The sequence below is a fragment of the Streptomyces sp. NPDC051662 genome (genome assembly GCF_040681655.1).
In the GTDB taxonomy this organism is placed as follows: domain Bacteria; phylum Actinomycetota; class Actinomycetes; order Streptomycetales; family Streptomycetaceae; genus Streptomyces.
The window spans coordinates 193,851-214,536 of record NZ_JBFAZD010000004.1; the positions used below are offsets into that span (position 1 = coordinate 193,851).

Sequence of the window (20,686 nt, forward strand, 5' to 3'; positions counted from 1 at the left end):
AGTATGGGGCGTCTGCCCACGGGAGTAACCGCGCGTACTAACCTCGGCGTACATGGCGAGCGTACGCAGACTTCATCTCTTCGACCTCGATGGAACGCTGATCCGTGGTTCGGCGGCGGCTGTGGAGATTTCCCGGCAGCTGGGGCTGGGCGCCGAAATCGCCGAGTTGGAGCGTGAGTTCCGGTCCCTCGGGCTGGCGCCGGACGAGTTCGCGGTGCGGGCGCGGGAGCTGTGGGCCGAACTCACCACGGCGCAGGTGACGGCGGCTTTCGAGGGCGCGCCCTGGCTGCTGGGTATCCGTGAGGTCTGGGCGGATATCCGGAAGCGGGGGGATTACTGCGCTGTTATCTCCTTGTCGCCCGACTTCTTTGTCGCGCGGCTGCTGGAGTGGGGTGTGCATGCCGCGCATGGATCTCGCTGGCCGGTGCTGCCTTTCACCGAGCCGGTCGACCGGACGGGCATTCTGAACCCCGCCGCCAAGGTGAAGATCGCGAACCGGCTGTGTGCAGAGTTCGGGGTGAGTCTGGACGACTGTGTTGCCTACGGTGATTCGATGTCCGACGCGGAGATCTTCGCGACGCTGCCCCGGGCGGTGGCGGTGAATGCGGATCACCATCTGTCGGGGCTTGCTACGCACACGTACACAGGAGGCGATCTGCGTGAGGCCTATGAACTGGTCCGGCTCCAGTGAACCGGTACGGCGGCGGCAGTAATACTCTGGCCCGGAGGTGCCGCGGGATACGCGGCGGGAATCCGGCGAATGAGCACAGGAGCGATGCAGCTTAACGGTAAATCCGGTGTGGATGCCCGGACTTCGCGCTCTTTGTCCCCTGTGGTCAGCCGGCCTGTCATGCTGCGTGTCGGGGCGGTGCGGACAATGTCGCACTCCTTCACCTTGTGCCCGAATTGGGGCTTCGGGGGAGGTTAACGTGAGCTGTCAACAGTCCTAGTCAGAGCGGGGAATTGCTAGCGTATTCCGGGCCAGCGGAAGTGCGCAGACCGACCGAGAGATGTTCGAGGCGAGGCACACCATGGACGCTCCGACCACCACGTCGGCCGACAACGGCACTTCTGGAGACGGCGGAGGAGGCGGTTGGTTCGCGGCCCGTAGAGCGCCGAAGGGCGAGAGCCGGCCGGACCGGCCGGACTCCGGGACCGCGAACGGCGCGCGGGAGGCGGCGGGGCGGGAGCGAATACCCGTTCCGGGTCGTTCGCTTGCCTCCATACGCCCGGTGGGCTCCGGGGCGGCACGATCCGCTCCGCCCCCGCGTGAGGGCGCCACGGGGCATGAGGCACGGGCGGAGACGGCGGCCGGGCAGCAGCCGGGGCCGGTGGACGACGTTCCCGAGGCATTCCGGCCGCGCGGCAAGGGGGTACGCGGCGCGGACGGACCGGCCCCTCATCCGCCGGTCCACGAGCATCCGGCCGCAGAGGCCCCCGCGAAGGCGGCTCCTCCCGCAGCGGCCTCCGCACCAGCGGACCCCGCTACTGCCGCCACGGACCCCGCTCCCGATCCCGCCACGACGGCCGGCAACGGCGGCGGACCGGCCTCCGAGGCCGCACCAGCAGCAGTGAAGCCGGCCGCACCGCTGCCGGGCGCGCTGCCTCCCGAGGCTCCGGCGCCGCGATCGCCCGCCGGGGCCCCTGCCCCGTCGCCCGAGCCCTCCGCTTCCGTCGGTCCCTCCGCTCCCGCGGACGACCCGGACGCCTCCCCGGACGCGATCCTGGTCCGCCGTACGCTGGCCGAGATCGCTCCGGTCTCCGACCAGGTCACCTCGTACTTCTATTCGCTGCTCTTCGTCCGTCACCCAGATCTGCGGGGTCTGTTTCCCGTCGCCATGGATGCCCAGCGTGACCGGCTCCTCAAGGCGCTGTTGACCGCCGCCGAGCACATGGACTCGCCGGCCGTGCTGACGGGGTATCTCCGCCAACTGGGCCGGGGACACCGCAAGTACGGCACGCAGGCCACGCACTACCCCGCCGTCGGTGAGGCGCTTCTGGGCGCGCTGTCCCGTTACGCCTCGGCCAGTTGGGACGACGAGACCGAGGGCGCCTGGGTCAGGACGTACACCACGATCTCGCAGATCATGATCGACGCGGCGGCGGAGAACGAGCTGCACGCTCCGGCCTGGTGGCAGGCCGAGGTGGTCTCGCACGATCTGCGCACCTCGGACATCGCGGTTGTCACGGTCCGCCCCGATCAGCCGTATCCGTTCGTGGCGGGGCAGTACACCAGCCTGGAGACGCCGTGGTGGCCTCGGGTCTGGCGGCACTACTCGTTCGCTTCCGCGCCCCGCCCGGACGGTCTGCTGTCCTTCCACGTCAAGGCGGTTCCGGCGGGCTGGGTCTCCAACGCGCTGGTCCATCACGCCCGTCCCGGCGACGTTCTGCGGCTGGGCCCTCCGGCCGGTTCGATGACCGTCGACCACAGCACCGACAACGGTCTGCTCTGTCTGGGCGGCGGCACGGGCATAGCGCCGATCAAGGCCCTCGTCGAGGATGTCGCCGAGCACGGCCACCGGCGCCCCGTCCACGTCTTCTACGGTGCGCGCCACGACGAGGATCTGTACGACATCGAGACGATGCTGCGGCTCCAGAGCGTGCATCCGTGGCTGGCGGTGCGTCCGGTGGTCGCCGAGGGGCCCAGCCAGGGACTTACGGGGCAGCTTCCGGAGGCGGTGCGCGACTACGGTCCCTGGCATGAGTACGACGCGTATCTGTCGGGGCCGCCCGGGATGATCCGCAGCAGTCTCGACGCGCTGAAGGGGGCCGGGATCCCGTTGGAGCGGATCCGCCACGACTCCCTTGAGGAACTGGTGTCGGCGGTCGGCTAGGGCCTGTCGTTCGGATCAGGCCGGACGGGGCAGGGACCGCGGCGCGGCGCGGCGGGACCGCGGCGTGGCCGGTCCGGTGGTCTCAGGCCAGGTCGGGGGCGTGCATCGCGCGTACGCCCTCGATATTGCCGTCCAGGTAGTGCCGCAGTGACAGCGGTACGAGGTGGACGGCGGCGATGCCGACGCGGCTGAAGGGCACCCGTACGATCTCGTACTCGCCGTGCGGCTCCTCGATCTCGGGGCCGTGCCGCAGCGAGGGGTCCATCGACGCCAGCCGGCAGACGAAGAAGTGCTGCACTTTGACGCCGGTCACGCCGCCGTCGGCGATGTGTTCCACGGTGTCGACGAAGCAGGGCACCACATCCATGATCTTGGCGCCGAGCTCTTCGTGGACTTCGCGGTGGAGTGCGTCGACGACGGTGGTGTCCGTCGGCTCCACTCCGCCGCCGGGGGTGAGCCAGTAGGGATCCACCCCCGGTTTGGTGCGTTTGATCAGGATCAGGTCGTCGCCGTCGAGCAGGATGGCGCGTGCGGTGCGCTTGACCACGGGCCTTTCGGTCATGGGAAGAGGTTCGCCCGGGATCCCCCTTCTGAAACTCCCGCCGGAACCCCCGCCGGTTCTTTCCCTCACCACTCCTCGGCGGCGCGCAGCAGCCATTCGTGCGCTCGCGCGACCGGGGGCAGGGTGAGGGTGCCGGTGCGTACGACCAGGAAGTAGGTGCGCAGCGGGGGTACGGGCGGATCGAGCAACGCGACCACTTCTCCCCGCTCCAGCGCTCTTTCGCAGAGGTAGCGGGGCAGCACGGCCAGTCCGGCGCCCGCCGCCGTGCATTCGAGGACGGCCCGCAGGTCGGGGGCGATCACGGTGCCTGCGGCGGCCGGCTGGGACTCGAAGACGGTCGCCCAGTAGCGGGAGACGAGCGGGAGGGATTCATGCACCTCCACCACCGGCAGCTGCTCCAGCACCACCTGGCCCTCGCGCAGCACGTCATGGCCCAGCCGGGCCGCCCAGCGGGGTGCGGCGATCAGTACGTGTTCCTCGTCGCAGAGTGGAGTCGAGGTGAGCAGTCCGCCGCGTGGCCGGGCCGTGGTGATGGCCAGATCGTGGTGTCCGGCGGCCAGGCCCTCCAGGGTCTCTTCGGGGTTGCCGAAGAAGGAGGTACGCAGGGCGAGGCCCTGCGTGGTGAGCGGGGTGAGCGCGGGCAGCGCCCGCAGGGAGGTGAACTCCGGTGGCCCGGCCAGATGGAGTGTCCGTACGCCGGATTCCTCGTCGAGTCCGGTCTCGGCGATCTCGACGAGCGCGTCGAGATGGGGTGCGGCCCGTTGGGCGAGTTCGTCGCCGATGCTGGTGGGGGTCACCCCGCGGGCCTGGCGCAGGAAGAGCGGCCGGCCGAGCTGTCGTTCCAGGGTTCTGATCTGGCCGGTGACCGCGGGCTGGGAGAGGCCGAGCAGCGCTGCGGCGCGGGTGAAGGAGCCCGCGCGGTGCACGGTGACAAAGGTGCGGAGCAGGGCCAGGTCCATGTTCCCGCTCTCCTGTCTTGAGCCTCGGCCCCCGCGGCAACTCCGGACAGTCAACTATAAATAAGTCGATAGGTCGCTGTCGCTACTGTGATTGGACACTGACGCAGAGTCAACTAGCCTTGGGCAAATGGTTCTCCGCGCGTGGAACCTGGGACGGTCCGAGCCATGAGGGGGGAGGCTCGGACCGTCCACCCGCGGAGACGGCCATGTCAGGAGGGTGTGCTCAGGGAGCCGCCTCGTCCAGCGCCCGCAGCACGTCCGCGACCAGATCTTCGGGATCCTCGGCCCCGACGGAGAAGCGGATGAAGCCTTCCGGTACGGCGTCGCCGCCCCACCGTCCGCGCCGTTCCGCCGTGGACCGTACGCCGCCGAAGCTTGTCGCGTCGTCGACCAGCCGCAGTCCGTCCAGGAAGCGCTCGGCCCAGTCCCGGTCGGGGAGCACGAACGACACCACGGAGCCGAAGCGCCGCATCTGCTGGGAGGCGATGCGGTACGAGGGGTCGCCGGGCAGGCCGGGATAGCGCAGCCCGTCGATATCGGCGCGTGTCTCCAGCGCCTGTGCCAGTGCCAGTGCGCCGGCGCACTGCCGGTCGACGCGCAGTTGGAGCGTGGCCAGTGAGCGGTGCGCGAGCCAGGCCTCCATCGGGCCGGGGATCGCCCCGACGACCTTGCGCCAGCGCCGCACGCCCGCCGCCAGTTCCGGATCCCCGCTGGTGACATGGCCGAGCAGGATGTCTCCGTGGCCGGTCATGCCCTTGGTGTCGCTCGCCACCGAGAAGTCCGCGCCCAGTTCCAGCGGCCGCTGCCCGAGCGGCGTGGCGAGAGTGTTGTCGACGGCCACCAGCGCGCCCGCGCCGTGCGCCGCCTTCACCAGCCGCCGGATGTCACAGACATCGAGGCCGGGGTTGGACGGTGTCTCGATCCAGAGCAGCCGCGCCCCTTCCAGGACGCGCAGTTGGGCATCCGCGCCGGTCGGCGCGGTTCGTACCGTCACGCCGTACGCCTCCAGGCGTTCCCGCAGCAGCGGCAGTGCCTGGTAGCCGTCGTCCGGCAGGACGATCGTTTCACCGGCCCGCAGCTGGGAGAAGGCCACCGCCGAGATCGCCGCCATCCCGGAGGCGAAGACGACGGTCTCGACCGGTTCCCCCGGTGCCTCCAGCTCGCTGATGGCGCGTTCCAGATGCGTCCAGGTCGGGTTCTCGTCCCGGCCGTAGGTGTAGGGGCCGTTCGGCTCGCCCGGCAGGTGGTAGTGGGCGGCGAAGACCGGTCCTGGCAGGGTCGGTTCGTACTTCACGGGGTCGGGCAGTCCTGCCCGTACCGCTCGGGTGCCGTCCCCGATGCTCATACCGTCTCCTGGCTCGCTCATGCCGCCTTCTCGATCGCGTTCCGTACGGCGGCGAGCAGCCCTTCGCTCGCCGCCTCCACCAGTTCCAGACACTCCTCGAACCCGGCGCTCCCGCCGTAGTACGGATCGGGTACGCCGAGATCGCCGGACGGTTCGCCCGAGTCGTCGAGGGAGAGGTCGTAGGAGCGCAGCAGGCGCACCTTCGCCGCGTCCCCGGGGGTCGGTGCGAGGCGCCGCAGCTCGCGCAGATGGCCTTCGTCCAGTGCGATCACCAGGTCGAGCCGCGCGAACCACGAGGCGTGGAACTGCCGTGCGGTGTGGTCGCTGTCGTAGCCGTGCGTGTCGAGTACGGCGAGGGCACGCGGGTCGGCGCCGTCGCCTTCGTGCCAGCCGTCGGTGCCCGAGCTGTCCACCTCGACCAGGCTGTCGAGGCCGGCTTCCGTCAGCCGTGCGCGGAAGACGGACTCGGCGATGGGCGAGCGGCAGATATTGCCCGTGCAGACGAAGCAGACGCGATACGGAGAGGTCATGGGGCCGCTCAGTCCTTGCCGTCGGGGAGCACGACGTTCAGCGCCCACGACACGATCGAGATGATCAGACCGCCGAGCACGGCTGTCCAGAAGCCCTCGACATGGAAGCTCAGGTCGAGCTTGTCCGCGATCCACGACGTCAGCAGCAGCATCAGGGCGTTGATCACCAGCGTGATCAGCCCGAGCGTCAGGATGAACAACGGCAGTGTCAGCAGCTGCACCACCGGCTTGACTATGAAGTTGACCACGCCGAAGAGCACGGCGACGAGCACCAGCGTCAGGACCTTCTTGCCGGTGCTGTCGCCGGTCAGGGTGATGTTCTGGAGAAGCCAGATCGCGACTGCCAGGGCACCCGCGTTGGCGATCGTCTTGACTAGGAAATTCATCATGTGTCTGATCGTGGCATGAAGGCATTCCGACTGGATGAGCTGGAGGCGGAACGTGCCGCCAACGACGGGGCGTATCTGCAGTTTGTGCGGGAACGCAACATGTCTGTGGGCCTGTACGCGCTGGACGCCGGCGCGAGCGACCCGCAGCAGCCGCACCGGCAGGACGAGGTGTACTTCGTCGTGAGCGGTCGCGCCTCGCTCACCGTCGGGATGGAGACCACGCAGGTCAGCAGGGGAAGTGTGGTGTATGTGCCGGCCGGAACCGCGCACAAGTTCCATCACATCACCGAGGATCTGCGGGTGATGGTCGTGTTCTCCCCGCCCGAGGGCTGATCGCCGCCCCTCCGCCCCTCCCGTTCGTTCCGCTTCTCCGCCGTCCCTGCCCCAGCGCCCCCGTCCGTCTCCCGATCCTCCCGACCCTCAGGACCGCCTCAGGGTCGGATCAGGGGAGATCGGGGGCCGCGGGGCCTCCGCCACCGCTCCCTCGGCTCTAGCATCGAGAGAGCAGGATGGATACTCGGCTCTCGGCGAAGCGAGGTAAGGACGATGGCGGTTCGGGACGTACTCACAGGGCTGCCCTGGTGGGTGAAGTGGATCGCGGTTCCCGTGATCGTCCTTGTCGTGTTCGGCGGACTGATCACGACGGTCATCTCGATCGTGGTCGGCCTGCTCTTCAAGGTGCTGATCCTGGTGGCTCTGGTCGGTGGACTGGTCTATGTCGTACGGAAGTTCATGTCTTCCTCATCCTCCTCGTCACGCGGCGACTGGTAGGGGCCCCGGCGGGCTCCCGGCTCGAACGGCCGTTAGCCCGCGCGAGGGAAAGGTGAAGGGGAAACCATCCCTCACCCCGGCCTGCCCCTAGAGTGGCAAACCACTGCCGCGCCCTGGGAAAACAGCATTGACGATCGCTCTGACCATTGGTTTGTGCGATTTTTCTGGGCGGGGCCTCAAGGTTCCTCGGGTCCGCCCCAAGGTTCCTTCGGTCCCTCGGTTCCCTCAGGGGTGCGGCGGGCGCGCGGGGGCGGCCCCCGCGGGCGGGCTCGCGCCCGTCAGCACGCCTGGGGGTGACCTATGGCCACAGCTGCACGTACCACAGCCCCGACTCTGATCGGTTCGGTACAGCGGGCGCTGCGACTGCTGGAGTCGGCGGGCTCCCATCCGGACGGGGCTCCCGCGAAGCAGCTCGCACGCGAGGCCGGACTGCCGCTTCCCACCGCCTACCACCTGCTGCGCACGCTGGCCCACGAGGGCTATCTCCGCCGTGAGAAGGGCGTCTTTCTCCTCGGCGACGCCGTACAGCGGCTGGCACACGGTGACGGCCAGCAGAATCGTCGCAGCAAGATCACCGAATCGCTCGGCCGATGGCATGAGGCGACCGGCGTCCCGGTGTACTTCGCGGTTTACGACGACGGTGAGATCGATCTCGTCTCCGTGGCGGACAGCCCCGCGGCCCCGGCGGTCGCCCATGGCGCGGACATCCGTGAGACGGGGCACGCGCACGCGCTCGGCCAGTGTCTGCTCAGCCGGCTCGACGAGGAATCCCGCCGCGATCATCTGGACCGCTATCCCGTCCGCCCGCTCACGCCCTACTCCGTGCCGGACCGCGGGACGCTGCTGGCGCGCCTCGGCTCGCTGGGACCGGCCGAGCCGGTGGTGGAGCGCCAGGAGTACCGGCTCGGTACCGTCTGCGCGGCCGTACCGATCCAGGCCGGAGTCACCGCGGGCTCAGTGGCCATTTCCGTACCACTCCATCAACAGGAGCGACTGCTTCCGGCGATCGAACGGTTACGTAGAGAGATCGAATCACTGGCGAGCTCTCTCGCCTTCTCTATCAGTATCTGAAAAATTACTCCTTGTGATCTGCTAGCGCTTACAGCACGATTGCGTCAAGGGGATCCACGGGATCATTCCCAGCCACTGCTTCATCTACTCCGGAGTACACGATGCGCGAGTCGGTCCAGGCCGAGGTCCTGATGAGCTTCCTCGTCTCCGAGGAGCTCTCGTTCCGAATCCCGGTGGAACTCCACTACGAGATGAGGGATCCCTATGCCGTGCGGATGACCTTCCATCTGCCCGGCGATGCCCCCGTGACCTGGACTTTCGGCCGTGAGCTGCTGCTCGACGGAATCAACACGCCCAGTGGGGACGGCGATGTGCATATCGCGCCGACCACTCCGGAGGACCTCTCCGACGTCCATATGCGGCTCCAGGTCGGCGACGACCACGCCCTCTTCCGGGTCAGCGCGGCGCCGCTGGTGGCCTTCCTCGACCGTACGGACCGGTTGGTTCCGCTCGGTCAGGAGCGCACGCTCAGTGACTTCGAGGGCAATCTGGAGGAGGCACTCGGCCGCATCCTCGCCGAGGAGAACGCCGGCTGACCCGGTTGACCTGGCAGACCTCGTTGCCCTGTCGGCCCGGCTGACCCGGCTGACGGCTGACCGGCCGTCCGGCCCCGCGTGGTCACTTCTTGCGCCGGCGTCCCCTGCCACCGAGCTTGCGGGTCAGCGCGTTCTGTCCCGGCACCGAGAGGGACGCCGCTGGGCCCGGTCCAGGCGATGAACCCGGTCCAGGCACTGGGCCCTGGCCGGGTGCGGAATCCGGTCCGGACGGGGAAGCCGCCCCGGGGCCCGGCCCCGTAGGCGCCGGGTACGGTGCCGTGGCGGGCGCCTCCGGGGCCTGCCGGTCGGAGGAGACCACCAGCGCCGCCAGCGCCGTCGTGACCGGCACCGACGCGACCAGGCCGATCGAGCCCACCAGGGTCCGGACGATCTCCTCCGCCACCAGCTCGCTGTTCGCGACCGTTCCCATGCTCGACTGCGCGATCGAGAAGAGCAGCAGAAGCGGCAGCGCCGCGCCCGCGTAGGCGAGGACGAGCGTATTGACCACCGAGGCGATATGGTCCCGGCCGATCCGGATGGCCGCCCGGTAGAGCGCGCGTGGCCCCATCGAGGGATCCGCCTGACGCAGCTCCCAGACCGCCGAGGTCTGGGTCACCGTCACATCGTCCAGCACGCCGAGCGAACCGATGATCACGCCTGCCAGCAGCAGACCGCTCATATCGATCTCGGGATACAGGCCATGGATCAGCCCGGTGTTGTCATCGGTATTGCCGGTCAGGCTCGCCCAGCCGATGAAGACCGACCCCAGCAGTCCGATCAGCAGCAGCGAGATCAGCGTGCCCAGGACCGCGACCGAGGTACGCGCCGTCAGGCCATGGCAGAGATAGAGGGCGATCAGCATGATCGCGCTGGCCCCGACGACCGCCACGATCAGCGGGTTCGATCCCTGCAGAATCGCGGGCAGGATGAAGAGCGTCAGAATGGCGAACGAGGCGACGAGCGCGACCAGCGCCATGATGCCGCGCATCCGCCCCACCACGACCACGACGAGCGCGAAGATCCCGGCCAGCAGCGTCAGCGGGAACTTACGGTCCACGTCCGTAACGGAGTACTGGAGATCCCGCGGTGCATCGGGTGCGTATGCCACCACGACACCCTGTTTCACGTGAAACTGCCGGGGCGCGTCCGGCTGGACGACCTCGATGAAGGTACGCCCCTTCTCCTTGCCAGTCGTGACCTCGACCGTGGCCTTCTTGCACTCCCCGGTCTCCGCCTGCTGCGCCTCACGCCCCTGGGGCTTGGTGAGGTCGCCCGTCGACGGGAGCTGGGAGGCGTTGACGTCCTTGCAGTCGACCCGTTCGATCCGTACGACCTGGCCCTGTTCCGTCTGCCGGTCGAAGCCCACACCGGTGCGCTCATGGGCCGGGGCGCTGCCCGGCCAGAGCACGGCCAGCCCGACGGCCACAGCTGCCGCGAACGGAATCAGGACCGCCGCGATGACCTTGCGGAGGTGCTGGGAGACCGGAGCGGCCGGCCCATGGCTGTGCGAGTGGCCGTGCGCTTCGTGAGTCTGCTGGGGAGGGGTCACCGACCGATCATCGCAAGAAGGAAGAGGCCCTCTGTTCAGCACGCCGGATATGACGCTAGCGTGGAGGCAACCTTTGCACACGCGGGAGCTCGGAGCACCGGGCTGAGAGGGCGCTGACTGTGTGGTCCCGGGGGTACTTCCCCGGACACCTGCGCTGCGCCGACCGCTGAACCTGTTACCGGGTAATGCCGGCGTAGGGAGTAGGTCTCATGACCGTTCAGGACACACATCCGTCTGCCTCCGACTCGGGGAATCCGAGCGAGACCGGAAAGTCCATCGGCTGGCACAAGGGATACGTCCAGGGTTCACGCCCGGACCTCCAGGTGCCGGTCCGCCAAGTGCATCTCACCAACGGCAAGGACGTGACGCTGTACGACACGTCGGGTCCGTACACCGATCCCGGCGTCGAAACCGACGTACGACGGGGTCTCGCACCGCTGCGCGAGAACTGGATCATCGGTCGCGGTGACACCGAGGAGTACGCGGGCCGACCGGTCCGTCCCGAGGACGACGGGCTCAAGCACACCTCCCCGCGCGGGGGGCTGCTCCGGAGCGGATCGACCGATCTGCGGGGACTCGACGCGGTCTTCCCCGGCCGGTCGCGCCAGCCCAGGCGGAGCCGGGACGGGCAGCCGGTGACGCAGCTCGCGTATGCCCGGCGCGGTGACATCACCCCGGAGATGGAGTACGTCGCGATCCGGGAGAACGTATCCCCGGAGGTCGTCCGTGAGGAGATCGCCGCCGGGCGGGCCGTACTGCCTGCCAACGTCAATCACCCGGAGATCGAGCCGATGATCATCGGCAAGCGGTTCCTGGTGAAGGTCAACGCCAATATCGGCAATTCCGCCGTCACTTCCTCCATCGAGGAGGAGGTGGAGAAGATGACCTGGGCGACGCGGTGGGGCGCGGATACGGTCATGGACCTCTCGACGGGCCGCAATATCCACACCACCCGGGAGTGGGTGCTGCGTAATTCCCCCGTCCCCATCGGCACCGTCCCGCTGTACCAGGCGCTCGAAAAGGTGGACGGCAAGGCCGAGGAGCTGACCTGGGACATCTACAAGGACACGGTCGTCGAGCAGGCCGAGCAGGGCGTCGACTACATGACGGTGCACGCCGGAGTGCTGCTGCGCTACGTGCCGCTGACGGCCCGTCGTAAGACGGGGATCGTCTCGCGCGGTGGTTCGATCATGGCCGCCTGGTGTCTCGCGCACCACAAGGAGTCGTTCCTATACGAGAACTTCGAGGAGCTGTGCGAGATCCTCGCGGCCTACGACGTGACGTACTCCCTGGGTGACGGCCTGCGGCCCGGTTGTATCGCGGACGCCAACGACGAGGCGCAGTTCGCCGAGTTGCGCACGCTGGGCGAGCTCAACTCGACCGCGAAGCGACTGGGCGTACAGACGATGATCGAGGGCCCGGGGCATGTCCCGATGCACAAGATCAAGGAGAACATCGACCTTCAGCAGGAGATCTGCGAGGAGGCGCCGTTCTACACGCTCGGCCCGCTGACGACCGATGTGGCCCCGGCGTACGACCACATCACTTCCGGCATCGGCGCGGCGATGATCGCGTGGTGGGGCACGGCGATGCTCTGCTACGTCACGCCCAAGGAGCACCTCGGACTGCCGGATCGCGACGATGTGAAGACCGGGGTCATCACATACAAGATCGCGGCGCATGCGGCGGACCTCGCCAAGGGGCATCCGGGGGCGCAGGAGTGGGACGACGCGCTGTCCGACGCGCGGTTCGAGTTCCGCTGGGAGGACCAGTTCAATCTGGCCCTCGACCCGGACACGGCACGGGAGTTCCATGACGAGACCCTGCCGGCCGAACCGGCGAAGACGGCGCATTTCTGCTCGATGTGCGGCCCCAAGTTCTGCTCGATGAAGATCTCGCAGGACATCAGGCGCAGGCACGGCGGTGAGATGGAGTCGGCCGGGACGGAGGCCGCCGGGATGGAGCCCGCCGAGATCGAGGCGGGCATGGCGGAGAAGTCCAAGGAGTTCGCCGCGGCGGGCAACCGGGTGTATCTGCCGCTCGCGGACTGAGCGAGCGTCCGTCACCAGAGCGTCTGGCACCAGGGCGTCGGTCGTCGGGGCGTCTTTCACTGGGGCGTCCATGGCCGGGGTGTCCGTCGCCGGGACCCCTGTCGCTGGGGCGTCTTTCACCGGGGCGCTTCCGCGGTCGAGGCGTCGCGTGGACCGAGCACCGGCCGGGGGCTACTCCGGCCGGTGCTCCGGACCGCCGAAGTCGGGGCTGGAGAAGTCCGGGCTGCTGAACGTCGGACGCCTGCCGTCGGTCGAGCCCTCGTCCGGGCTGGAGAAGTCCGGGCGGCTGTAGCCGATCTTGGGCAGGTGCTTCGCCGGCGGTGTCTGGCGCGGTACGGGCGGGGCGGCCGGGGTGCCGGCGCTCGGGTCGGCCAACGCCGCCCGCAGGAAGGGCAGGATGCCGCGCTCCAGCAGGGCCTGGCGCCAGGCCTCTCGCGCGCGGGCCACCTCGTCGGGCAACTCGCCGCCCCACGAGTCCTCGGCAGGAAGCTGGGTCGCGGTATTGCGCAGGGCCGTGACGAGCAGACCGACCGCGGCGACCAGGAGGCCGACGACGGTCACGGCGGCGAAGAACCATCCGACCGCGACCATGCTGCGGGCGAAGGCGGGCGGCGGGCTGAGCGCTTTGAGGAGGTAGCCGACAAGCAGGAAGATCACCGCCGCGGTGCCGCCGAGTACCGGCGCCAGCACGGCGACAACGGCCATGAGCCCCGCGCCGGCGTCCGGAGCCTCGCTCCCCGACGGGGTCGAGGCGACGTCGTGGGCCGATGAGGAAGAGGGCGCCGGTGAGCGGAATTCCTCGCGGACCTTCGCGAAATGCTCGTACTCCGCGGCGGCGGACGTGGTGATCAGCGCCGTGGCGCTCAGGGCCATCGTGCGCAGTTGCTCGCTGGTGAGCCGCTGTCCGACCGCGGCGAGTTCCGCACGGTCATGTGTTTGGCGCAGTGCCTCGTCGAGGATTCGCTCGAAATCCGCGCGATCCTCGCTCAGCAGGTGTGGAGCGCTGTTCATGTGCATCCCCCGATGCTCCGTAGGGCCGGTTCGCCCGCGTGGGACGGGCAGTTGGCGGAAACGGAGGAGAGCCTGCTACGGATAAGGCGATGGTAGGGCTGTTGTGGCGGGGCGTGACAGGGGGTTTCGGGAATTCACCTGTCACACATCGATTCAGTCGTCCAGCGGAAGCTGTACGACCAGCAGCTTTCCCGCCATGGTGACCCCACCGTCCATCGCGATGGCAAGTCCATCGGCATATACGTGCGGCCCTTCCACCAGCGGGCCTGTGTCGCCTTCGTCGTCCGAAGCGTCTTCTGTACCGACTTCGCCGAGCAGATAGGGAATGGGGCTGTGTCCGTGCACGACGCGCTGTCCGCCGTACTGGGAAAGCAGTTCGCGCACGGCCTGCGGCCCGCCGTCGTCACGGAACGCGAAGCGTTTGGTGAGCTTACGGAACAAATCCCAGCATTCGTCGGCGTCATTGCGGGTGAGGATCTGATGGACGGTGTCGTTGACGTCCTCGATGGTGGATCCGTAGTCGAGATAAGCCGTTGTGTCGGAGTGCATCAGCAGATGCTCGTCCTCCTCGACAACCGCGTCGAGCCGGGACATCCACTGCAGATGGACATCCTGGAGGCGCTCCATATCGGTCCGCTGACCGCCGTTGAGCAGCCAGGCGGCCTGGAAAGTGGCGGTACCCGCACCTGAGCTGACGGGCGTGTCGCCGAATCGCTTGGCGCCGATGAGCAGCAGTTCGTGATTGCCCATCAGGGCCTTGCAGTAGCCACCGGCCGCCGCCGCCTCCGCGGAGAGCCGCATGACGAGGTCGATGACACCGATGCCGTCGGGGCCGCGGTCGGTGAAGTCGCCGAGGAACCAGAGCCGGGCGTTGCCCGCCGCCCAGTGGCCGTCGGCGTCGATGAGGTCCTGCGCGGCCAGCGCGGCGACCAGTTCGTCGAGATAGCCGTGCACATCGCCGACGGCGTAGAGCGGGCCGCGGCCGTCGGGCGCCGAGGGCTCCACGGCGTCGACCCGTACCTGGACCGTGTCCCCGCGGTTGATCACCGGGAGGTCGCGCTCGGTGGGGGTGTAGCCCTCCGGCGGTTCGTGGTCCGGGATCGCGTTGCCGGGATGCCCTGACGGGCCGTCGGCCGGTGTGCCGGACGGTCCGGGCTCTCCGGACTGCACGGGAACCTGCGCGTACGGCGGTACGCGGAAGTCGCGCAACGTCGCCGTCCGCACCACGGGTCCCTCGCCGGCCCCCTGTGTCATCGACCCCTCCACCACCGTCGCGCCGCCGTACACCTCTCGGGCCCGCCGGGCTGGATGGGGGTGAGCCCATCGCAGGTAGGACGAGGTCCGTGGTGTCGTGCGCCCATCATAGGAACGCCGCTCCCGCTCTGTGACGCACCAGGGGGGAGAATTCGGCGGGACCTCGGGTTCAACGGCTGTTTTCACGCCGATCGCCCGAATTGCGAAAAGGTCTGGTCCTTCTTCCGGCCTCTGGGGCGGTGAGTCTCCGGCACAGTTCGGCGAGTCGTCGAGGGTGTTCGGCGAGTCTCCGGGTCTGTTCCGGCGAGTCGTTGGGCCCGCCCGAGAATCTCCGGGACCGTGGGGCGGTTCTCCGGGCCGCCCGACAGGTCTCCGGGACCGCTCCACAGGCCCGGGGACCGTACCGTCCGTTGTCCTCGGGCCTCGGCGGGCCTCAGCTCTCGGCCCCCGGTCAGTCGCCCGCGGGGGACCGGGGCGCGCTGACCGTGGTGCGCGGGGGCCGCCGTTGGGAAGAGGTCCGGATGATCAGTTCGGTCGGTATCACCTGCTCGACCGGCCGGCCGTTGTCGATCCCCTCGATGGCGTCGATCAGGAGCTGGATGACGGCGGTACCGATACGGCGCGGCTTGAGCGAGAGCGTGGTGATGGGCGGTTCGGTCGCGGCGTAGACCGTGGACTCGCTGCAGCAGACCAGCAGCAGATCCTCGGGAACGCGCAGCCCGTAGCGCCGGGCGGCGGCGAGCAGGTCGGTGCCGTTGGGGTCGAAGAGACCGTAGACGGCGTCGGGGCGGTCGGGACGGGCCAGCAGCCGGTCGGCGGCGACGGCCCCGGCGCACGGGTCATGGGCGGGATAGGACTCGTAGACCGGGTCCTGGCCGACGCGCTCGCACCAGTGCAGATAGGCGGTGGTGGAGAGCCGGGTGTAGGTGTCCGTGGTGGTGCCGGTGAGCAGGCCGATCCTGCGCGCTCCGGCCGCGGCGAGATGGTCGAGCAGTTCGAGGACGGCCGCCTCGTGGTCGTTGTCGACCCAGGCGGTGACGGGGAGGGTGCCCGCGGGCCGGCCGTCGGAGACGACGGGAAGGCCCTGGCGGACGAGTTCGGTGACGACCGGATCGTGGTCGGAGGGGTCGATGACGACGGTGCCGTCGAGGGCGACGTTCGACCAGACGTCATGGCGGGAGGTGGCGGGGAGGATGACGAGGGCGTAACCGCGGGCGAGCGCGGCGGAGGTCGCGGCCCTGGCCATCTCGGCGAAGTAGGCGAACTCGGTGAAGGTGAAAGGTTCATCCCCGTATGTGGTCACGGTCAGGCCGATGAGCCCTGACTTGCCGGTACGGAGGGTTCGGGCGGCGGCGGAAGGCCGGTAGCCGAGGCGCTCTGCGACTTCTCGGACATGGCGTCGGGTGGCGTCGGGTAACCGTCCCTTGCCGTTGAGCGCGTCCGAGACAGTCGTGATGGAGACACCGGCTGCGGCGGCTACGTCCCGGATGCCCGCCCGACTTTGCCGGCTGCCCCGGCGGGTTGTGTCCGTCCGGCTCACCTGGTGTTTCCCTGCTGCTGTCATGGCGAGCCGATAGTAGGGCGCTGAGGGGCGGTGGGGCCGGTCGCATATGCACCCGGCAGCAGGCACGTTTCTGCATGATCAAAAATAATGAACAAGCTTGGAAAAAAGGAGGTTGATGGGTTTCGCATTGCTCTGCCATGCAAGGAGCGGCATGGACCTGTCGAAGGGCCCATGTTTCGAAGAGGTCTCAACTCACCTCTACGAGGGATGCGCGCCACGGCGCAGGCCACCGGCGCGCGCCGGGAAGGCGAGCGCGCCCCACCCCTGGGGGCTTTCCCGGTGCCCGCCATTCGCAGGGGCCCCGAATCCTCATAAGGTGAGCAGTATTGAAGATGTAAGGACCCGTGAACGGCCGAGGAGGACCTGCGGTGAGTGAGACGAGCCCCAAGCTGCGTGCCGAGCTGGACGGCATCCCCACGTACAAGCCGGGCAAGCCCGCGGCGGCCGGCGGACCCGTCGCGTACAAGCTGTCCTCCAACGAGAACCCCTATCCGCCGCTGCCCGGGGTCATGGAGCAGGCGATCTCGGCCGCGGGTGTCTTCAACCGCTACCCGGACATGGCCTGCACCGGCCTGATGAACGAGCTGGCCGACCGCTTCGGGGTGCCTGTCTCGCATCTGGCCACCGGCACCGGCTCGGTGGGCGTCGCCCAGCAGCTGCTTCAGGCCACCGCGGGCGCCGGTGACGAGGTCATCTACGCCTGGCGCTCCTTCGAGGCCTACCCGATCATCACGCAGATCTCGGGCGCCACGTCGATAAAGGTGCCGCTGACCGCGGGCGAGGTGCACGACCTGGACGCGATGGCCGAGGCGATCACCGACAAGACGCGGCTGATCTTCGTCTGCAACCCGAACAACCCGACCGGCACGGTGGTGCGCAGGGCCGAGCTGGAACGGTTCCTGGACCGGGTGCCCGGCGATGTGCTGGTGGTGCTGGACGAGGCGTACCGCGAGTTCATCCGGGCCGCCGAGGGCGGCGACGGTGCGGTTCCTGACGGGATCGACATCTATCGCGACCGGCCGAATGTGGCCGTTCTGCGCACCTTCTCCAAGGCGTACGGGCTGGCCGGCCTGCGGGTCGGCTTCGCGGTCGCCCATGAGCCGGTCGCCGCCGCGCTGCGGAAGACCGCGGTTCCGTTCGGTGTGAGCCAGATCGCACAGGAGGCAGCGGTCGCCTCGCTGCGCGCCGAGGACGAGCTGCTGGGGCGGGTCGGCTCGCTGGTCGCCGAGCGGGAGCGGGTCTACCGGGGGCTGGTCGGGCAGGGCTGGACCGTGCCCGAGACACAGGCCAACTTCGTCTGGCTGCGGCTGGGCGCGCGCACGCTGGACTTCGCCGCGGCGTGTGAGGCGGCCGGTGTGGTCGTACGGCCGTTCGCGGGCGAGGGCGTCCGGGTCACGGTCGGCGAGAACGAGGCCAATGATCTCTTCCTGCGGACGGCCGAGGCGTTCCGCAAGGAGCTGTAGTCCGGAGCGTGGGGCGTGGGGCGGTCTCTTCGAGGCCGCCCTTCGGCGTTCCCGGGGCCTCTTCCGGGGCGTTCCCACGGGTCTCTCCGTGGAGGGGACCCCCCCCCACGCGAAGATCCGGAAGGCTGTGCGACATAATGCTTGTGAATGTGAACGCTTTCACAAGCGTGTCCCGGTTCCTGGCGTTACGCCCTGGGCAAATGGGACAGGCCGCCGTCGTGACCACGGCGATGTGATGTAAGGAGAGATGACGTGGACCTCGCTCTGGCGCCGGAGACCCTGGCGCGATGGCAGTTCGGCATCACCACCGTCTACCACTTCCTCTTCGTCCCCCTGACGATCTCGCTCGCCGCACTCACCGCGGGGCTGCAGACCGCGTGGGTGCGCACGGAAAACCCGAAGTACCTCAAGGCCACGAAGTTCTGGGGCAAGCTCTTCCTGATCAATATCGCGATGGGTGTCGTCACCGGCATCGTGCAGGAGTTCCAGTTCGGGATGAACTGGTCCGACTACTCGCGGTTCGTCGGAGACGTCTTCGGAGCCCCGCTCGCCTTCGAGGCGCTGATCGCCTTCTTCTTCGAGTCCACCTTCATCGGGCTGTGGATCTTCGGCTGGGACAAGCTGCCCAAGAAGATCCATCTGGCCTGTATATGGATGGTCTCGATCGGCACGATCCTCTCCGCCTACTTCATCCTCGCGGCCAACTCCTGGATGCAGCATCCGATCGGCTACCGGATCAACAAGGAAGCCGGACGGGCCGAACTCACCGACTTCTGGGCGGTGCTCACCCAGGACACGGCGCTCACGCAGTTCTTCCACACGCTCACGGCCGCCTTCCTCGTCGGCGGCGCCTTCATGGTCGGTATCGCGGCCTTCCATCTGGCCCGCAAGCGCCATATCCCGGTGATGCGGACCTCACTGCGCCTCGGCCTGATCACCGTCATGGTGGCCGGACTGCTCACCGCGGTCAGCGGTGACACCCTCGGCAAGGTCATGTTCAAGCAGCAGCCGATGAAGATGGCCGCTGCCGAGGCGCTCTGGGACGGCGAGGCGCCCGCGCCGTTCTCCCTGTTCGCCTACGGGGATGTCGACAAGGGGCACAACGAAGTCGCCATCGAGATCCCCGGGATGCTCTCCTTCCTCGCCAACAACGACTTCACCTCGCACGTCCCCGGTATCAACGACATCAACAAGGCCGAGCAGGAGAAGTTCGGCCCCGGCGACTACCGGCCCAATATCCCCGTCGCCTACTGGTCGTTCCGCTGGATGATCGGCTTCGGCATGGCGTCCCTGGCCATCGGCGCGCTCGGGCTCTGGCTGACGCGCAAGAAGTTCCTGCTGCCATCCGCTCTGCGGACCGGCGAGGACGAAGTGCCGAATCTGGTGCTCTTCCGGACCAAGGCGCTCAGCCCGAGATTCGCCAAGTGGTACTGGATCACCGCGCTCTGGACGCTGCTCTTCCCGCTGATCGCCAACTCCTGGGGCTGGATCTTCACCGAGACGGGACGCCAGCCATGGGTCGTGTACGGAGTGCTGCGCACCGCCGACGCCGTCTCCCCCGGCGTCTCCCAGGCGGAGGTGCTCACCTCGATGATCGTCTTCACCCTGCTGTACGCGGTCCTCGCGGTCATCGAGGTCAGGCTGATGGTCAAGTACGTCAAGGCCGGGCCGCCGGAGCTCACGGACGCCGACCTCAACCCGCCCACCAAGATCGGCGGCGACCACACGGACGCCGACCGGCCGATGGCCTTCTCGTACTGAGGAGTCTGAGGAGCAATGGAACTCCACGACGTCTGGTTCGTTCTGATCGCGGTCCTCTGGACCGGCTACTTCTTCCTTGAGGGATTCGACTTCGGCATCGGGGTCCTCACCAAGCTGCTGGCCCGGAACCGCAAGGAGCGACGGGTCCTCATCAACACCATCGGGCCCGTCTGGGACGGCAACGAGGTGTGGCTGCTGAGCGCCGGAGGAGCCACCTTCGCCGCCTTTCCCGACTGGTACGCCACGCTCTTCTCGGGCTTCTATCTGCCGTTGCTGCTCATCCTGGTCTGTCTGATCGTGCGCGGTGTCGCCTTCGAGTACCGGGCCAAGCGGCCCGCCGAGAGCTGGCAGCGCAACTGGGAGAACGCGATCTTCTGGACCTCCCTGATCCCCGCGGTGCTCTGGGGCGTCGCCTTCGGCAACATCGTGCGGGGCGTGAAGATCGACGCGCAGAAGGAGTACGTCGGCACCGTCGGCGATCTGCTCAACCCGTACGCGATCCTCGGCGGGCTGGTGACCCTGACCCTCTTCACCTTCCACGGCACGGTGTTCGCCGCGCTGAAGACGGTGGGGGACATCCGGGTCAGGGCCAGGAAGCTGGCCCTCGGTCTCGGAGCGGTCACCGCCGTATTGGCACTCGGCTTTCTGATCTGGACCCAGGCGGACAACGGGGACGGCAAGAGCCTGGTCGCCATGATCGTCGCCGTGGCGGCACTGGTCGCCGCCATCGGGGCCATCGCGGCGGGGCGTGAGGGCTGGTCGTTCGCGTTCTCCGGCGTGACGATCGTGGCCGCGGTCGCGATGCTCTTCCTGACGCTCTTTCCGAACGTCATGCCGTCCTCGCTGAATGAGGCGTGGAGCCTCACGGTGACGAACGCCTCGTCGACCCCGTACACGTTGAAGATCATGACGTGGTGCGCGGGGATCGCCACTCCGGTCGTACTGCTCTACCAGGGCTGGACGTACTGGGTGTTCCGTAAGCGGATCGGTACGCAGCACATCGCCGGGTAGCGACGGCGAAGGCGGTGGACGACAG

Annotated in this window: 19 protein-coding genes and 1 riboswitch; of the genes, 10 read left to right on the top strand and 9 right to left on the bottom strand. The window is 68.4% G+C overall.

The window, feature by feature from the left end; all coding sequences use genetic code 11:
- Window positions 1-52 precede the first annotated feature (52 nt).
- Both AB0M67_RS08575 and AB0M67_RS08580 read left to right on the top strand, forming a co-directional pair.
- On the top strand, window positions 53-691 hold the full coding sequence (locus tag AB0M67_RS08575; protein WP_365744034.1) for an HAD-IB family phosphatase: 639 nt from the start codon (window positions 53-55) through the stop codon (window positions 689-691).
- Window positions 692-1,031: 340 nt separating this feature from the next.
- Window positions 1,032-2,834 carry a globin domain-containing protein gene (locus tag AB0M67_RS08580; protein WP_365744036.1) on the top strand — a complete coding sequence of 601 codons (1,803 nt, stop codon included), beginning with the start codon at window positions 1,032-1,034 and terminating at the stop codon, window positions 2,832-2,834.
- Window positions 2,835-2,916: 82 nt separating this feature from the next.
- Here AB0M67_RS08580 and AB0M67_RS08585 read toward each other — a convergent pair whose 3' ends face one another.
- The 5 genes from AB0M67_RS08585 to AB0M67_RS08605 all read right to left on the bottom strand — a co-directional run bounded on the left by AB0M67_RS08585 (window position 2,917) and on the right by AB0M67_RS08605 (window position 6,619).
- Entirely contained in the window at window positions 2,917-3,396 is a 480-nt protein-coding gene (locus AB0M67_RS08585) for an NUDIX hydrolase (protein ID WP_351392866.1), read from the bottom strand.
- Between the two features lie 65 nt (window positions 3,397-3,461).
- On the bottom strand, window positions 3,462-4,355 hold the full coding sequence (locus tag AB0M67_RS08590; RefSeq protein WP_365744038.1) for a LysR family transcriptional regulator: 894 nt from the start codon (window positions 4,353-4,355) through the stop codon (window positions 3,462-3,464).
- 223 nt (window positions 4,356-4,578) lie between these two features.
- Window positions 4,579-5,700, bottom strand: coding sequence for a cystathionine gamma-lyase (locus AB0M67_RS08595; protein WP_365744040.1), 1,122 nt, complete (start codon window positions 5,698-5,700; stop codon window positions 4,579-4,581).
- A gap of 17 nt (window positions 5,701-5,717) precedes the next feature.
- Window positions 5,718-6,230, bottom strand: a complete 513-nt coding sequence (locus AB0M67_RS08600; RefSeq protein WP_365744042.1) for a low molecular weight protein-tyrosine-phosphatase — start codon at window positions 6,228-6,230, stop codon at window positions 5,718-5,720.
- 8 nt (window positions 6,231-6,238) lie between these two features.
- Window positions 6,239-6,619, bottom strand: coding sequence for a phage holin family protein (locus tag AB0M67_RS08605; RefSeq protein ID WP_365744044.1), 381 nt, complete (start codon window positions 6,617-6,619; stop codon window positions 6,239-6,241).
- Between the two features lie 15 nt (window positions 6,620-6,634).
- Here AB0M67_RS08605 and AB0M67_RS08610 point away from each other — a divergent pair, with 15 nt between their 5' ends.
- From AB0M67_RS08610 to AB0M67_RS08625, 4 genes are all read left to right on the top strand, one after another.
- Window positions 6,635-6,952 carry a cupin domain-containing protein gene (locus AB0M67_RS08610; protein ID WP_030349859.1) on the top strand — a complete coding sequence of 106 codons (318 nt, stop codon included), beginning with the start codon at window positions 6,635-6,637 and terminating at the stop codon, window positions 6,950-6,952.
- A gap of 213 nt (window positions 6,953-7,165) precedes the next feature.
- Window positions 7,166-7,390 (top strand): DUF5326 family protein, encoded by a 225-nt coding sequence (locus tag AB0M67_RS08615; protein WP_326611436.1) that lies wholly within the window; start codon window positions 7,166-7,168, stop codon window positions 7,388-7,390.
- A 300-nt stretch (window positions 7,391-7,690) separates the two neighbouring features.
- Window positions 7,691-8,461: a helix-turn-helix domain-containing protein gene (locus tag AB0M67_RS08620; protein ID WP_365744047.1), complete on the top strand. Its 771-nt coding sequence runs from the start codon at window positions 7,691-7,693 to the stop codon at window positions 8,459-8,461.
- Between the two features lie 101 nt (window positions 8,462-8,562).
- Window positions 8,563-8,997 carry an SsgA family sporulation/cell division regulator gene (locus AB0M67_RS08625; protein WP_129767327.1) on the top strand — a complete coding sequence of 145 codons (435 nt, stop codon included), beginning with the start codon at window positions 8,563-8,565 and terminating at the stop codon, window positions 8,995-8,997.
- 82 nt (window positions 8,998-9,079) lie between these two features.
- On the opposite strand, the gene AB0M67_RS08630 is transcribed toward AB0M67_RS08625, so the two are convergent.
- Window positions 9,080-10,546 carry a YibE/F family protein gene (locus AB0M67_RS08630; RefSeq protein WP_365744049.1) on the bottom strand — a complete coding sequence of 489 codons (1,467 nt, stop codon included), beginning with the start codon at window positions 10,544-10,546 and terminating at the stop codon, window positions 9,080-9,082.
- 71 nt (window positions 10,547-10,617) lie between these two features.
- Window positions 10,618-10,763: riboswitch (TPP riboswitch) on the top strand.
- Between AB0M67_RS08630 and thiC the strand changes: the two genes are divergently transcribed.
- Window positions 10,756-12,597: a phosphomethylpyrimidine synthase ThiC gene (gene thiC / locus AB0M67_RS08635; protein ID WP_365744051.1), complete on the top strand. Its 1,842-nt coding sequence runs from the start codon at window positions 10,756-10,758 to the stop codon at window positions 12,595-12,597. (Overlaps the previous riboswitch by 8 nt.)
- Before the next feature lie 171 nt (window positions 12,598-12,768).
- Here the strand turns inward: thiC and AB0M67_RS08640 are convergent, their stop codons facing one another.
- The 3 genes from AB0M67_RS08640 to AB0M67_RS08650 all read right to left on the bottom strand — a co-directional run bounded on the left by AB0M67_RS08640 (window position 12,769) and on the right by AB0M67_RS08650 (window position 16,426).
- On the bottom strand, window positions 12,769-13,614 hold the full coding sequence (locus tag AB0M67_RS08640; RefSeq protein ID WP_365744053.1) for a hypothetical protein: 846 nt from the start codon (window positions 13,612-13,614) through the stop codon (window positions 12,769-12,771).
- 147 nt (window positions 13,615-13,761) lie between these two features.
- Complete coding sequence (locus AB0M67_RS08645; RefSeq protein ID WP_365744055.1) at window positions 13,762-14,862, bottom strand: metallophosphoesterase; 1,101 nt, start codon at window positions 14,860-14,862, stop codon at window positions 13,762-13,764.
- 451 nt (window positions 14,863-15,313) lie between these two features.
- Complete coding sequence (locus tag AB0M67_RS08650) at window positions 15,314-16,426, bottom strand: LacI family DNA-binding transcriptional regulator (RefSeq protein ID WP_249951504.1); 1,113 nt, start codon at window positions 16,424-16,426, stop codon at window positions 15,314-15,316.
- 368 nt (window positions 16,427-16,794) lie between these two features.
- Here AB0M67_RS08650 and hisC point away from each other — a divergent pair, with 368 nt between their 5' ends.
- The 3 genes from hisC to cydB all read left to right on the top strand — a co-directional run bounded on the left by hisC (window position 16,795) and on the right by cydB (window position 20,661).
- Window positions 16,795-17,889, top strand: a complete 1,095-nt coding sequence (gene hisC / locus AB0M67_RS08655) for a histidinol-phosphate transaminase (protein WP_365744057.1) — start codon at window positions 16,795-16,797, stop codon at window positions 17,887-17,889.
- Between the two features lie 252 nt (window positions 17,890-18,141).
- Window positions 18,142-19,650 (top strand): cytochrome ubiquinol oxidase subunit I, encoded by a 1,509-nt coding sequence (locus AB0M67_RS08660; protein ID WP_365744059.1) that lies wholly within the window; start codon window positions 18,142-18,144, stop codon window positions 19,648-19,650.
- 15 nt (window positions 19,651-19,665) lie between these two features.
- The gene (cydB, locus tag AB0M67_RS08665) at window positions 19,666-20,661 is read left to right on the top strand and encodes a cytochrome d ubiquinol oxidase subunit II (RefSeq protein WP_365744061.1); all 996 of its coding nucleotides are present in this window, start codon (window positions 19,666-19,668) and stop codon (window positions 20,659-20,661) included.
- Window positions 20,662-20,686 lie beyond the last annotated feature (25 nt).

Excerpts from the sequence above, each read along its gene's own strand:
- AB0M67_RS08575 (WP_365744034.1), top strand. The coding sequence starts at position 53 with ATGGCGAGCGTACGCAGACTTCATCTCTTCGACCTCGATGGAACGCTG.
- AB0M67_RS08580 (WP_365744036.1), top strand. The coding sequence starts at position 1,032 with ATGGACGCTCCGACCACCACGTCGGCCGACAACGGCACTTCTGGAGAC.
- AB0M67_RS08585 (WP_351392866.1), bottom strand. The coding sequence starts at position 3,396 with ATGACCGAAAGGCCCGTGGTCAAGCGCACCGCACGCGCCATCCTGCTC.
- AB0M67_RS08590 (WP_365744038.1), bottom strand. The coding sequence starts at position 4,355 with ATGGACCTGGCCCTGCTCCGCACCTTTGTCACCGTGCACCGCGCGGGC.
- AB0M67_RS08595 (WP_365744040.1), bottom strand. The coding sequence starts at position 5,700 with ATGAGCATCGGGGACGGCACCCGAGCGGTACGGGCAGGACTGCCCGAC.
- AB0M67_RS08600 (WP_365744042.1), bottom strand. The coding sequence starts at position 6,230 with ATGACCTCTCCGTATCGCGTCTGCTTCGTCTGCACGGGCAATATCTGC.
- AB0M67_RS08605 (WP_365744044.1), bottom strand. The coding sequence starts at position 6,619 with ATGATGAATTTCCTAGTCAAGACGATCGCCAACGCGGGTGCCCTGGCA.
- AB0M67_RS08610 (WP_030349859.1), top strand. The coding sequence starts at position 6,635 with ATGAAGGCATTCCGACTGGATGAGCTGGAGGCGGAACGTGCCGCCAAC.
- AB0M67_RS08615 (WP_326611436.1), top strand. The coding sequence starts at position 7,166 with ATGGCGGTTCGGGACGTACTCACAGGGCTGCCCTGGTGGGTGAAGTGG.
- AB0M67_RS08620 (WP_365744047.1), top strand. The coding sequence starts at position 7,691 with ATGGCCACAGCTGCACGTACCACAGCCCCGACTCTGATCGGTTCGGTA.
- AB0M67_RS08625 (WP_129767327.1), top strand. The coding sequence starts at position 8,563 with ATGCGCGAGTCGGTCCAGGCCGAGGTCCTGATGAGCTTCCTCGTCTCC.
- thiC (WP_365744051.1), top strand. The coding sequence starts at position 10,756 with ATGACCGTTCAGGACACACATCCGTCTGCCTCCGACTCGGGGAATCCG.
- AB0M67_RS08640 (WP_365744053.1), bottom strand. The coding sequence starts at position 13,614 with ATGCACATGAACAGCGCTCCACACCTGCTGAGCGAGGATCGCGCGGAT.
- AB0M67_RS08645 (WP_365744055.1), bottom strand. The coding sequence starts at position 14,862 with ATGACACAGGGGGCCGGCGAGGGACCCGTGGTGCGGACGGCGACGTTG.
- AB0M67_RS08650 (WP_249951504.1), bottom strand. The coding sequence starts at position 16,426 with ATGACAGCAGCAGGGAAACACCAGGTGAGCCGGACGGACACAACCCGC.
- cydB (WP_365744061.1), top strand. The coding sequence starts at position 19,666 with ATGGAACTCCACGACGTCTGGTTCGTTCTGATCGCGGTCCTCTGGACC.